The sequence below is a fragment of the Duganella sp. Root198D2 genome (assembly GCF_001428585.1).
Lineage (GTDB): Bacteria > Pseudomonadota > Gammaproteobacteria > Burkholderiales > Burkholderiaceae_D > Rugamonas.
In genome coordinates this window covers 426,524-438,982 of the sequence record NZ_LMIC01000012.1, presented here as the reverse complement: position 1 = coordinate 438,982, position 12,459 = coordinate 426,524, and the positions used below count along the sequence as shown (strand labels likewise).

14 protein-coding genes and 1 tRNA gene are annotated in these 12,459 nt (G+C 63.2%); 6 read left to right on the top strand and 9 right to left on the bottom strand.

Annotated features, from left to right (window positions below):
• Positions 1 to 5: 5 nt before the first annotated feature.
• The 4 genes from ASE26_RS14530 to ASE26_RS14515 form a co-directional block, all read right to left on the bottom strand.
• Complete coding sequence (locus ASE26_RS14530; RefSeq protein ID WP_057246459.1) at positions 6 to 1,601, bottom strand: DUF4139 domain-containing protein; 1,596 nt, start codon at positions 1,599 to 1,601, stop codon at positions 6 to 8.
• A gap of 58 nt (positions 1,602 to 1,659) precedes the next feature.
• On the bottom strand, positions 1,660 to 3,177 hold the full coding sequence (locus tag ASE26_RS14525; RefSeq protein ID WP_229208153.1) for a CorA family divalent cation transporter: 1,518 nt from the start codon (positions 3,175 to 3,177) through the stop codon (positions 1,660 to 1,662).
• Between the two features lie 124 nt (positions 3,178 to 3,301).
• Entirely contained in the window at positions 3,302 to 4,210 is a 909-nt protein-coding gene (locus ASE26_RS14520) for an MBL fold metallo-hydrolase (RefSeq protein WP_057246457.1), read from the bottom strand.
• 4 nt (positions 4,211 to 4,214) lie between these two features.
• The gene (locus ASE26_RS14515; RefSeq protein ID WP_055927230.1) at positions 4,215 to 4,439 is read right to left on the bottom strand and encodes a DUF1289 domain-containing protein; all 225 of its coding nucleotides are present in this window, start codon (positions 4,437 to 4,439) and stop codon (positions 4,215 to 4,217) included.
• A gap of 106 nt (positions 4,440 to 4,545) precedes the next feature.
• On the opposite strand from ASE26_RS14515, the gene ASE26_RS14510 reads away from it, so the two are divergent.
• On the top strand, positions 4,546 to 5,514 hold the full coding sequence (locus tag ASE26_RS14510) for a PHB depolymerase family esterase (RefSeq protein ID WP_055927233.1): 969 nt from the start codon (positions 4,546 to 4,548) through the stop codon (positions 5,512 to 5,514).
• Here ASE26_RS14510 and ASE26_RS14505 read toward each other — a convergent pair.
• Both ASE26_RS14505 and ASE26_RS29980 read right to left on the bottom strand, forming a co-directional pair.
• Positions 5,456 to 5,719, bottom strand: coding sequence for a SemiSWEET transporter (locus tag ASE26_RS14505; protein WP_055927236.1), 264 nt, complete (start codon positions 5,717 to 5,719; stop codon positions 5,456 to 5,458). The genes ASE26_RS14510 and ASE26_RS14505 overlap by 59 nt on opposite strands.
• Positions 5,709 to 5,927 carry a hypothetical protein gene (locus tag ASE26_RS29980; RefSeq protein WP_082507176.1) on the bottom strand — a complete coding sequence of 73 codons (219 nt, stop codon included), beginning with the start codon at positions 5,925 to 5,927 and terminating at the stop codon, positions 5,709 to 5,711. The genes ASE26_RS14505 and ASE26_RS29980 overlap by 11 nt, the downstream gene beginning before the upstream one ends.
• 152 nt (positions 5,928 to 6,079) lie before the next feature.
• On the opposite strand from ASE26_RS29980, the gene argB reads away from it, so the two are divergent.
• Together argB and ASE26_RS14495 are read left to right on the top strand one after the other, a co-directional pair.
• Positions 6,080 to 6,973 carry an acetylglutamate kinase gene (gene argB / locus ASE26_RS14500; RefSeq protein WP_154668170.1) on the top strand — a complete coding sequence of 298 codons (894 nt, stop codon included), beginning with the start codon at positions 6,080 to 6,082 and terminating at the stop codon, positions 6,971 to 6,973.
• A gap of 39 nt (positions 6,974 to 7,012) precedes the next feature.
• Positions 7,013 to 7,087, top strand: a tRNA-Thr gene (locus ASE26_RS14495).
• 6 nt (positions 7,088 to 7,093) lie between these two features.
• Here the strand turns inward: ASE26_RS14495 and ASE26_RS14490 are convergent.
• Entirely contained in the window at positions 7,094 to 7,990 is an 897-nt protein-coding gene (locus ASE26_RS14490; RefSeq protein WP_055927242.1) for a TraB/GumN family protein, read from the bottom strand.
• An 18-nt stretch (positions 7,991 to 8,008) separates the two neighbouring features.
• On the opposite strand from ASE26_RS14490, the gene ASE26_RS14485 reads away from it, so the two are divergent.
• Genes ASE26_RS14485 through pabB form a run of 3 tightly spaced genes read left to right on the top strand, consistent with a single transcriptional unit; the run spans position 8,009 to position 11,095 of the window.
• Complete coding sequence (locus ASE26_RS14485; protein WP_055927244.1) at positions 8,009 to 8,686, top strand: pyrimidine 5'-nucleotidase; 678 nt, start codon at positions 8,009 to 8,011, stop codon at positions 8,684 to 8,686.
• 19 nt (positions 8,687 to 8,705) lie between these two features.
• Positions 8,706 to 9,281, top strand: coding sequence for a nucleoid occlusion factor SlmA (gene slmA / locus ASE26_RS14480; protein WP_055927247.1), 576 nt, complete (start codon positions 8,706 to 8,708; stop codon positions 9,279 to 9,281).
• The gene (pabB, locus tag ASE26_RS14475; protein ID WP_055927250.1) at positions 9,278 to 11,095 is read left to right on the top strand and encodes an aminodeoxychorismate synthase component I; all 1,818 of its coding nucleotides are present in this window, start codon (positions 9,278 to 9,280) and stop codon (positions 11,093 to 11,095) included. Before slmA ends, pabB begins: the two co-directional genes overlap by 4 nt.
• Here the strand turns inward: pabB and ASE26_RS14470 are convergent.
• Positions 11,081 to 11,440 (bottom strand): DUF1428 domain-containing protein, encoded by a 360-nt coding sequence (locus ASE26_RS14470; RefSeq protein ID WP_055927253.1) that lies wholly within the window; start codon positions 11,438 to 11,440, stop codon positions 11,081 to 11,083. The two genes, pabB and ASE26_RS14470, sit on opposite strands and share 15 nt — an antisense overlap.
• Positions 11,441 to 11,470: 30 nt before the next feature.
• Positions 11,471 to 12,445: a transcriptional regulator FtrA gene (gene ftrA / locus ASE26_RS14465; protein ID WP_055927255.1), complete on the bottom strand. Its 975-nt coding sequence runs from the start codon at positions 12,443 to 12,445 to the stop codon at positions 11,471 to 11,473.
• Positions 12,446 to 12,459: the final 14 nt, after the last annotated feature.

The window sequence follows — 12,459 nt, the reverse complement described above, 5'->3', positions numbered from 1 at the left end:
TGTCCTTAGAAATTGTGCATGCCGCTTACTGTACCTTCTTTGGGATAGCTGATGGTGTAGCCGACGCTGATCTTCATGGTCTCATTCGGCGCCATGGTTTTTTCCCAACCAACCACGCCCTGGCGCTGCTCCCATGCTGCAATACCCGGCTGCGGCGAGAAGGCCTGCTTCACTTTGATCTCTTCCGATGCGCTGACCGGCGTTGATTCCAGCACCAGCAATTCAACCGGCGTCTTGTGGAAGCTGCTGATCGTGAACACATCGGCGACCTGCTGCTCGCCGCGCTGCGACAGGAAGCCGCGGCTGCCCGACTGCTGGTCGGCGCGGTCAACCGTGACGCGCACCAGTTCATCGCGGCCGAAAGACAGCGCCAGCTTGTCCGAGCTCTGGGTATTCCAATGGGTCGCGCCGACATAGCCGCCATCGCGGAACAACTGGATATTCCCGCTCAACCAGACGCCGGCCGGGCGCTCGGCTTCCGCCGTGATCACGGCGAATTTCTCCTGGCGCGGCACAACGCGCACGCGCTGCCTGGCCGCGACCTTCAGTGTCGACAGGGGCAAGGTAATTTCGCGGCCGTCGGATGCCAGGGTGACCCGGTTCGGCACCGCGAATTCGGTATCGAAGGTGCCTTGCGTCTCGAGCACCGGCGGGATGAAGTTGTCCGATGCAATGCGTGATCCGGTAACCGCTACAGGGGCGGCAGGCGGAGCCGCTGCGTACATCGGTTCCGGCATGGGGCGCGATTCCTGCGGCGGACGCGGCGGGTAATAGGTCAAACGCTGCGGCACAGGTTCAGGCGCTTGCGGCGAAAGGCGCGGCTGGCCGGTGGACAGGCGCATCTCGACACCACTCCAGTCTTCGCCGGACTTCTGCGCCACCACTGCCATGCGCTCCAGCTCAATGGTCGACGTGGCGGAATTCAGGGACGCGCGGTAAGCCGGTTTCCAGCCCGCGCGGTTCACCTGGTAGGACAGCTGGATGCTGCCGGCCTGCTGTGCCGCGACGGCAATGGTAATACTGCGCTGGTCGCGCGCCCCGCTGCGCACCTTCTCCAGTTCGCGCTGCACCATCTTGAGCTTCTTGTCGATCTCGCGCAATTGAACCTGGGTGCGCTGGATCTGCGCCAGCGCCTCACGGCCGCCGCGCTTGATCGTGTCGACGGCGGCAGCAAGCGACTTGCCATCAAGCTGGCTCGGAACGCCCTCGCCGCCATTCAGCTTGGACAGGTAGTTCTTCACCAGGACAGACGACTCGATCTCCACGTTCAGCAAATCGCGGCTGTCCTCCAGCGCCTGCAATTTCGCCTCCAACTCCGCCTCGCGCGGACTGACCGCATCCGCCTGCCCCACGTCGCGCGTCACGACCTGGCCGACCTGCACGCCTGGCGAAGCCTGGATGCGCAGTGTCTGCGCATCGAAATTAGCCGGCAGGCCGGTGATTTCAAGCTCCTTCAAGCCGGGGGAAACCTGGGCGCTGCGCTCCACGGTAGCGATCCCGGAATACAGGGTCACGCGCGAGATCGGCGCATTGCTGGCGCAGGCGAAACCCTGCAGGGTGAAACAAAGGACCACTGCGGTGGCGATGCGGCTTGGCTTCATAAAGGCTTCACGGGCGACGAAAAACCTGATCTTGCAGCGCCCGCAAAATATTGTCAATTTAGGAACGCCACACCGAGGCCAGGACCTTCACTTTGGTCCATATCGACAAGCGTTCGTCCGACAGCGCATCGAGGAAGTCGGACAGGCGCTTGGACTTCGCCATGGTGTACACCGTCAGGGCAGTAGTAATGACGAAAACCGAGCCAAATATCCACACCCGGCGCGACATCGGCGCATCGGCTTCGGCCAGCAGGTTCATGCCGAGGAAGCCGGTGGTGATGGTACCGATCATGCCGAAGATGGTGACCACCGTCAGCCGCACGACGGTGTTGGCCTGGCGCCGCAGGCTGTCGGCCTCCAGGTAGCCGTTCATGTCGGCCACGCGGGTTTTCACCTCCGCATAGGCGCGCTCGATGTCGAGGTGCTGGCTGCTCATGCGAAACAGGGCGCGGATCTGCTGCTGGTCCGATATTTCGGTGAACCAGTATCGATGCGTGAAGCGCAGGAAGCTCTCGAAGGCGTAGCGGATACGGCGCTTGAAGGAGCGCACGCTGTCGGCATCAGTCACCTGCAGCTCCGTCAGCGCTTCTGCCAGGCGATCGGAGAACATCAGCAGCGACGCTTTCTGCAGGTGGGCGATCATGAATAGCAGGAAGTGCTGGTGGCGGAACTGCGACAGTACTCCGCGCTCCTTACAGCAGAAAAATTGCGAAGCCGCGTCGCCGACGACAACCAGCGCGTAGCCGCTGCAGATGTAGCGCGTGTAGGGCGCGGCGCCGCCGTTGCACCAGAAGCGGTCATAGAAATAGCGGCGGTCGACGCCGTCCGACTGCGTGCGCTGGGCGTCCGCCGGAGCGGAAGAAGTACCGGCCATCGTGCCCAAGGCCGCGAAATCGGCTGGCGACAGCTCGCTCGGACGCTCGACGGCAAGGTAGGCCATCATCGGCATGCGGTAGTACTCCACCTGCCGGTAGCGCAGTGCCGCCCTGGCGCCGGGGCCATCGGGCTCCATCGGCTCCAGCAGGTAGCGCCAGTGCGAAGCGATACGCGGCGTTTGGTGGCGCACCACCTGGTCGATGAAGGCTTGCCGCTCCTGCGCATCGGATTGCACCAGCAGGCGGCCGTCGGCATCGAGCCACTCGACGCCGTGCATGCAATGCAGGGCATTGCCCGCGTCATCCCAACCAGCGGGGTAGGCACGGCCGAAGCGGTACAACAGATCCTGCGCCTCATCGAACTGCAGGTCGTTGAAGCCGACCTCCATCACCAGCAGCACGATATCGACGTCGAAGAAGAAATGCAGGCAGAGGTTATGCACATCCAGCACGCGCGGTTCGGCGCCGGGGAGGGTCGTCACGCGAACCCAGGCGATGTCCTTGCGGCGGAAGATGCGGCGCTGGCCGGCGCCGAACAGGAAGCGCTGCACATAAGGCAGGAAGCTGACGAATTCGGTGTAATAGCGCTCCTGGAAAGCAGCGCTGGCATCCTGCGCGGAAGTGACTTCGCGCCACGGCGCATCAGCGCCCAAAAGTTCCCAAGGCCGCGCATGCGCACGCTCGGCCCCATCGGGCGGCATCAACCGCAAGGGCCATAAAAGAACCTGCCTTACATGCTGGACATGCGGGGATTGGGCGCTCATGCACCCAGTATAGCCGAGCCCGTGTCACACCCTGGGGTCACACCCAAGGTGTGACACGAAGTCAGCCGTCGTTCAGGAGGATGTCGTTTTCGACGCGGGCGCTGCAGGCGCGCACCAGTTGCTTGATGGCCCAGGCGGCCAGCTCGTCGATGCTCATGCCAAGATGGCGGCTGGCGATTGCCTGCATCAGGGGGATGGAGGCGAACAAGGGCACTACGTCGGCTACCGGCATGCTTTGGCGCTCCAGCAGCAGGAATTTGAGCAGGACTTTGACAGCATATTCGGCATTGCGTTTCGGGTCGGCCGACAGGAAATCCAGGCGGCGGCGGGCGCGCGACAAAGCGGCTTCCACGTCGTCAAATACCGCGCCGTGGCCCGGGATCACGACTTTCACATCCAGGCCGGCAATCACGTCCAAGGTGGCCGCCGCTTCGGCAAAGCCTTCATCGCCTTCCAGCTCGGGGAAAATCACGCCGAAACCGTTTTGCCACAGCGCGTCGGCCGACACCAGTACCTTCTCCGACGGGCAATAGAAGATTACGGAGTGGGCATGGTGGCCTGGAGCGCCCAGCACCTGCCATTCCAGGTCGCCCAGCGCCAGCGTTTCGCCGGCGGTGATCACGCCGTCGATGGAAAATCGTTCGCACTGCTGGCCGGTGGCCTTGAAACTGAGCGCGTCCTCGTCCCAGTGCCGCACTTTGTCCGCTTCCGGCTCGGGGATATAGGTGTCGCAGCCGAAATGCGCCTGCAGCGCCGCGTTGCCGCCACAGTGGTCGGAATGCAGGTGCGTGGTGTACAGGCGGTCCAGCCGGCGGCCGTGCAGGGCGTGCCGCACCAGGTCGAGCGTCTGCTGCTGGTGCGCGACGTAGCCGCTGTCGATCATGGCCGCGTCGTGTCGGCCCAACAGCAGGACGTTATTGGATGAGAGCCAGCCGCGTTCGAAAACGTGGATGGATGGGTGTAGCTTCATTGCGTCAGTCAAAGTCGATCAGTTGCTCACGGCGGCGCAGCTCGGCCCACACGGCGCGCTTGTAAGCGTCGTCGGCACGCGACCAGGCGACGATTTCGTCGATGGTGCGCAGGCAACCTTCGCAAAAACCGGTGTCCTGGTTCATCTTGCACAGGCTGATGCAGGGGGATGGCACGGGCGTGGCCAGTTCCGGCGCGCCTGGCGGCAGTTCAGTACTCATGGCCGACATTTTACCGCAGTGCGGCAAAAATGCCCGGAATGGCCATATACTGATGGGGCACCAGAACAAAAAAAATGGCGAGGAGACACCCTGACCAACCAGCTCCGAGGTGCTTATGAAGCTCGATCGCCATTGGTTTTCCCGCGCGCTGGGCCAGTTGGCGCGCAGCCGCCTGGGCCCTCCTGGCCCAGGCCAGCCGCAATTTATCGGCGGCGATTTCAATTGCCGCGCCGGTAGCCGCAGTTACAAGCTGTACGTGCCTTCCTGCTACCAAGGCCAGCCCATGCCGCTGCTGGTGATGCTGCACGGCTGTCTGCAAGATCCCGACGATTTCGCCGCCGGCACGCAAATGAATGCGGTGGCCGAGGAACGCGGCTGCCTGGTGCTGTACCCGGCGCAAACGCCGGATGCCAACCACACCCGATGTTGGAACTGGTTCAGCGCCCTCGACCAGGAACGCGGCCAGGGCGAGCCAGCCATCATCGCCGCCATGGCGCGCGACGTCATGGCCCACTACCCGGTGCTGCAAAGCGCGGTGTACATCGCCGGACTGTCGGCGGGCGGCGCTATGGCGATCATTGTTGGCACGCTTTATCCGGACCTGTTTGCCGCCGTTGGCGTGCACTCCGGCCTGCCTTTCGCTGCGGCGCGCGACCTGCCATCGGCCTTGCTGGCCATGCGCCGCGGCGCTGCACACGCACAGGCGGCACTGACAGCGGGCCAGCCGGTCATCGTGTTCCACGGGGACCAGGACCGCACCGTGCACCCGGCGAATGGCGAAGAGGTGCTGGCGCAGGGCTTGCGCAGCCACCCGCTGGGCGAGCAGGCCAGTCCGGCCACGCTGGCAGGCCAGGTGCCCGACGGCCACGCCTTCACGCTCAAGGCGCACTGGCTGGAAGACGGCTCGCCGCTGGGAGAACATTGGGTAATCCATGGCGCCGGCCACGCCTGGTCAGGCGGCAGCGCGGAAGGCAGCTACACCGACCCGCGCGGGCCGGATGCCAGCCGCGAGATGATGCGCTTTTTCAGCGCCGCGAAAAGTGCAGTTTCATCGCCAGCACGCACAGGGCCAGCACCAGGGTGATGCCGTTGGCGATGATCACCGGCCAGGCGTTGGTTTGCAGGCCGTACAGCAGCCACAGAAGCACGCCGATGCTGAAGATCAGGTACATGCCGGTGGAAATGCCTTCGGCGCTACGCTGGCGCCAGACCAGCAGGACTTGGGGTACAAAAGCGAAAGTGGTGCAGAAGGCGGCGATAAAGCCGAGCAGGTCAGGTTCAAGCAACATCAGTTGGAGTTTCCAGGGTGGCGATATGGGCACGCAGGCATGCAGGACACCAGCATCCGACCGCCTCGGCTCCGGGCACCGGAATGGCGGGCGGCAGGAAGGTGCACCAGCACGGTGTCTCGCCAGGCGCGCCAGTCGGCTCCTGGCCCGGCGGTGCATCGGCCATCGCGCACAGGAACTCGGCGCCGCAACGCTCACAGGTGCTCATATCATCAATGCAATCATGCGTAAGGGAGAAGGCCAGACTAGCGGATCAAACCGTAAATTACAACTCGATTGGCCCTATAATGCGCAGCATTGACCTTAAATCTAATTTTCTGGAACCCCGCCATGACCAACCTGCCTGTCCACGACCCGGATATGTCCACTGACCTGAGCGGCGTCACGCCCCAAGTCAAGGCCCAGATCCTGGCCGAGGCGCTGCCGTATATCCGCAATTACCACGGCAAAACCATCGTCATCAAATACGGTGGCAATGCCATGACCGAAGAGCGCCTGAAGCATGGCTTCGCGCGCGACCTGATCCTGCTGAAACTGGTGGGCATGAACCCGGTCGTGGTGCACGGCGGCGGACCGCAGATCGACAATGCGCTGAAGAAGATCGGCAAACAGGGCACCTTCGTGCAGGGTATGCGTATTACCGACGAAGAAACCATGGAAGTGGTGGAATGGGTGCTGGGCGGCGAAGTACAGCAGGACATCGTGATGCTGATCAACCACTACGGCGGCCAGGCAGTGGGCCTGACCGGCAAGGACGGTGGCCTGATCCGCGCCCGCAAGATGGCCATGCCGGACAAGGAAAAGCCAGGCCAGTTCCTGGACATCGGTTTCGTCGGCGAGATCGAGGCAATCAACCCGGCCGTGGTAAAAGCCCTGCAGGACGATGCCTTTATTCCAATTATTTCCCCGATCGGCTTCGGTAAAGATGGCCAGGCTTACAACATCAACGCTGACGTTGTAGCCGGCAAGATCGCCGAGATCCTGAAAGCTGAAAAGTTGATCATGATGACCAACATCGCCGGCGTGCAGGACAAGAACGGCAACCTGGTGACCGACCTGTCGGCGCGCGAAATCGACGAGATGTTCGCAGACGGTACGATTTCCGGCGGCATGCTGCCGAAAATTTCTTCCGCACTGGATGCCGCCAAGTCGGGCGTGAACACCGTGCACATCATCGACGGGCGAATTGAACACAGCCTGTTGCTGGAAGTCTTGACCGAACAGGCTTTTGGCACTATGATCCGGTCTCACTAAAAATTTTGGCGGCTTTCAACAGCCGCCGAAATCGTGAATGCCCTTGTAGCTCAGTGGTAGAGCACTCCCTTGGTAAGGGAGAGGCCACGTGTTCAATCCACGTCAAGGGCACCATTCTCCTTAGTAGATCCGCTCTACTTTCACGCCACGCTGGCGCAGCAGTTCCGCAACATTCCCCGATCCGACCAGATGCAGAGTGCCGATAGCGGCAAAACTGTGCTGTTCTTTTTTCATCATTTCCACGATGCCGTCGGCCAGCACGGGATTGCGCTCGTCCAGCAACACCCGCTTCATGAACTTGCCTGAGAAGGTCTTGTCCTCCTCCACCTCGCGCGCCAGCGCGTCGAACTTCGCGGCATCGGCGGAAGCCCAGGCATCGACCAGGTCGCGCGGCTGCACGCCCTGCTTGCTGTCTTCGAAGGTATCCAGGCTGTCTTCCAGGAAGCGCGCCTGCTCCTGCGGCGTCAGGCGGCCGAACAGCGCGGCCTGGCCGCCGACCGATTCCAGCTCCACTACGCGCTGCTTGCGGCCGTGCGCTGCACGTGCCAGTTGCAGGTCGATGCCCAATTCCGGACGGTAGCCCAGGGCACGGTATTCGCCGACGGTGATCATCATGACAATCAGCCATGGCTTCATCGACGCCACCATTTCAGGCGCGATGCCGTGCTTCTTCAACATGCTTTCCAGGCGCGGGCGGTATTCGGGACGGATGTCGGCCATGGCATTGCCGGCGCCGGGCGCGTACAGGCCATACTCGCGCATGACCGCCATGGACTTGGCCGGGTCGGCGGCGGGATCGACTTCCAGCGCAACCGCCGTGGCACGCTCCATGGCCTGCGTCACGCGCGGTTCGAGCGGATAAAAGTCGGGCAGGCCGACGTGGATAGTGCCGAACAACCAGGACGTATGGCCGGCGTATTCCAGCTTGTACAGCGCACCGCGCGCAGGCGGGGCGGCAGTGGCCGAGAAGCTCAACCCAAGCAGCAGGCAAAACATCACTATAATCGTGCGTCGCATAGTCTCTCCAAGTAGAACGTGAATATTAAACCTTTGGCACCGGTCTGGCTCTTCGACCTGGACAACACGCTGCACAATGCATCGCATGCCATCTTCCCCGCCATGGTGGAGAAGATGAATGCGTACATGGCGCGCGTGCTGGGCGATGGCGAAACGCCGGCCAGCGCAGAGGAAATCAGCGCCACCCGCGCCCTCTACTGGCAGCGCTACGGCGCCACCCTGCTCGGACTGGTGCGCCATCACGGCGTCGATGCGGCCCACTTCCTGCGCGAGACCCACGACCTGCCGGAAATCGAATCGATGATCCGTTTTGAGCGCGGCCTGGGGCAGTTGCTGCGCCGCCTGCCGGGCCGCAAGATCCTGCTGACCAATGCGCCGCGCGACTATGCGCGCAAGGTGGTCGGACACATGGGCATCGGCCGCCATTTCAGCGACCAGATCACCATCGAATCGATGCATGTGCATCGCCAGTTGCGCCCCAAGCCGTCGCGCATCATGCTGCGGCGGCTGATGCGCCGGAAGGGATTGAACCCGCGCCGGTGTATCCTTGTCGAAGACACGCTGGATAACCTGCGATCGGCTCATGCGCTGGGCATGCGCACGGTGTGGGTCACGCAATACCTGCTGAAACCGGGGAAAAAACCGGCGTGGCTTGATGTCAAAGTAAAATCGGTTAAAAAGCTGATAGAAATTTAAATAAACAGGTCCAATACCCATGGCAAGTACACAGCCCGGACAGCGCAAGCTGCAAATCCTCCAGGCACTGGCTGAAATGCTGGAGCATCCTAAAGGAGAAAAGATCACCACGGCTGCGCTGGCGCGCAAGCTGGATGTATCCGAGGCGGCCTTGTACCGCCATTTCGCCAGCAAGGCCCAGATGTTCGAGGGGCTGATCGAATTCATCGAGTCCACCGTGTTCGGCCTGATCAACCAGATCGCCGACAAACAGGCGGACGGCCTGTCCCAGGCGCGCGACATCCTGGGCATGCTGCTGCATTTCGCCAGCAGTAATCCGGGCATGACCCGGGTGCTGATCGGCGATGCGCTGGTCAACGAGGACGAGCGCCTGCAGCAGCGCATGAACCAGTTTTACGACCGCGTGGAACTGGCACTGAAACAGGCGCTGCGTGCTGCAGCGGCCGAAGGCCAGGCCCATGAGGCTGACGTGACTGCCCGCGCCGGGCTGCTGGTCAGCTTCGTACTGGGCCGCTGGCACCGTTACGCCAAGAGCGGCTTCAAGTCGAATCCTTCGCAGGATGCCGCCATACAGATTGCATTGCTCTTGAATTGAACTGCTTGTCCTTTGCTTTGCTGGACGACGCTAGCGTCGATCCAGCCAGCGGCGCTGGCCGTCCATCCCGCCTCTACACCGGACATAAGGCCACCCTCGCCTGCAGCGATTTCGCCGGCTGGCCGGGTGTATTGGCAGGGATGGAGCAGGCGCTCGCCCGCGGCTTGCATGCGGTGCCGGTGCTCAGCTACGAATTGGGCCACCATATCGTGGGGGTGGCGCCGCGCGCCGCCGCGCCCGGCGCGCCGCCGCTGGCGCAAATACTGCTGTTCGAGCGCTGCGACGAGCTGTCGCAATCCGAGGTGGCCGATTGGCTGGCGGCGCAGGCCGGTCCCGCTGCAGCTCCCGCCGGCGTGGCGGATATCCGCCCCAACGTGAGCGAAGCGCAGTTTGTCGACGCCATCGAGCGCATCCGCGATTACATCGCCGCCGGCGACACCTACCAGGTCAACTACACCTACCGCCTGCACTTCGACGCCTTCGGCTCGCTATTCGCGCTCTACCAGCGCTTGCGCGCCCGCCAGCCCGTGCCATATGGCGCCCTGATCGGCTTTGAAGACGGCCGCGCCGTGCTGTCGCTGTCGCCGGAACTGTTCGTGCGCAGGGAAGGCTGCACGCTGACCGCGCGCCCGATGAAAGGCACCGCCCCTGCAGCACCCGACGAACCGGAAAACGCACGCCGCGCAGCCGCCCTGGCAGCCGACCCGAAGAATCGCGCCGAGAACCTGATGATCGTCGACCTGCTGCGCAACGACATCGGCCGCGTGGCCGCTACCGGCAGCGTCGAAGTACCTAAGCTGTTCGAGGTTACGCGTTTCAGCAGCGTGCTGCAAATGACCTCCACCGTGCAGGCCCGCCTGCGCCAGGGCGCCACGCTGCAGGACATCTTCACCGCCCTTTACCCATGCGGCTCCATCACCGGCGCGCCCAAGAAGCGCACCATGGAAATCATCGCCGAGCTGGAGCCGGAGGCGCGCGGCATCTACACCGGCGCCATCGGATGGTTCGCCCCGGATGGGGATTTCTGCCTGAACGTCCCGATCCGCACGCTCACGCTGCAAGCGCAGCAAAACGGTATTCGCGAGGGTGTAATGGGGGTCGGCGCCGGCATTGTCTACGATAGCGAACCGCACGACGAATTCGCCGAATGCCAGTTGAAGGCCCGCTTCCTGACCGGCCTGCCGAATGATTTCGAACTGTTCGAAACCATGTACGCCACGCGCGAAGCCGGCCCGCGCCACCTGGGGCGCCACCTGCAACGCCTGCAGGCCTCCGCACGCTACTTCGGCTTCGCCTGGGACGAAGCAGCCGCGCGCGCCTACCTCGCACTGGCCTGCCAGGCCCTGCCCGCCGGCCAAGCACACCGCCTGCGGCTCGCCATGAACAGTGCCGGTGCTTTCGCCGTCCAAACCGCTGCTCTCACGCCCTTGCAGGAACCAGTACGCGTGCTGTTGTCCGACGACGCAACCGACAGCAGCGACCTTTTCCTGCGCCATAAATCGACCATTCGCGAACGCTATGACGCGGCATGGAAAGCCGCCGATGCCCAGGGCGCCTTCGACAAGCTGTTCTTCAATGAGCGTGGCGAGTTGACGGAGGGAGGTCGGAGCAATGTCTTCCTCCGCATCGACGGCATGTGGATAACGCCGCCTTTATCCACCGGCATCTTGCCGGGCGTGATGCGCGCCGTGATCCTCGAAGCCTGGGGCGCGCAAGAACGCATCGTCACGCGCGGCATGCTGCTGGCCGCGGAGGAAATCATGGTCTGCAATTCCCTGCGCGGCGCGATGCGCGCCAGCCTACAGGTCGATTAGCATCTCGAAGCCGCCATAGATCAACCGTTTGCCGTCAAACGGCATCTTGGCGGGATCCATCATTTCCTTCATGCGCGGGTCTGCCATCACCTTCTCGTTGCAGGAATCGCGCACCTGGCGCGAGGGATAGATAATCCACGAGAACACAACCACTTCGCCGTCCTCCAGCTTGACCGCTTGCGGGAAGGAAGTGTGAACGCCCACTTTCACGTCGTCAGCCACAGTTTCGCGGTATTCCGTGGCGCCGTATTCGCGCCACACCTTGGCACACTGGCGCGACATCTCCAGGTATGCATCCATTTTGCTGCGGGGGACCGGCACAATGAAGCCATCGACATAAGCCATGTGAATCTCCTTGTGAAGTGAGCCCTCAGCTTATGCCGCACGATTGGCCGTGACAAGGAAAGCACGCCGGTATGCGCCCGGCGTGGTCGAGGCAATGCGGCGGAAATGGTGGCGCAGCGACTCTTCCGACCCGAAACCCGCCCGCTCGGCTACCTGGGCCAGCGCAATATCGGGTGATTCCAGCAAATCCTTCGCAATCGCTACCCTCTCGCGTGACAGCCAGTCGACCGCTCCCATGCCGGTAGCGTCCTGGAATTGGCGCTGCAAGGTGCGCGGGCTCATGGCCGCGCGCTCGGCCATGCTGGCCACGGTGTGGGGCTCGGCCGGATGGCTGCGCAGCCAGTCCATCAGGCGCGACAGCCTGCCCTGCTCATCATGGGCCATAGGCCGCGGCAGGAACTGCGCCTGGCCGCCTTCGCGATGCGGCGCCACCACCAGCCGCTGCGCCACCATATTGCCGACGCGCGCGCCGTAATCGCGCCGCACCAGGTGCAGCAGCATATCCAGTCCCGCGGCCGAGCCGGCCGAGGTAATGATTTGCCCTTCGTCGACATACAGGTCGTCCGCCAGCGCACGGATGCGCGGATAACGGCGCTCCAGACGTTCAACGTAGCGCCAGTGGGTGGTGGCGCGCAGCCCATCGAGCACGCCGGCAGCAGCCAGGATGAAAACGCCGGAACAGATGGTGCACAGGCGAGCGCCGCGTGCGTGGGCAGCACGGATTTGCGTCAGAAGGGCTTCCGGCGGCTTTTCGTCGGCATCGCGCCAGCCTGGAATCACGATGGTGTCGGCGCGCTCCAGCAGCGAGGGGTCGTAAGGTGCCTGCACCACAATGCCGCCCGCCGCGCGGATCGGCCCCTGCTCGACAGCGCAAACGGCAAAGTCGTACCAGTCAACGCCCAGCTCCGGACGATCGAGGGCAAACAATTCGACCGTGCAGCCGAATTCGAAGGTGCACAGGCCGTCGTAGGCCAGCGCCACGACCAGGTGTTTTTTCGCGCTCATGGCGCAATCTTAAC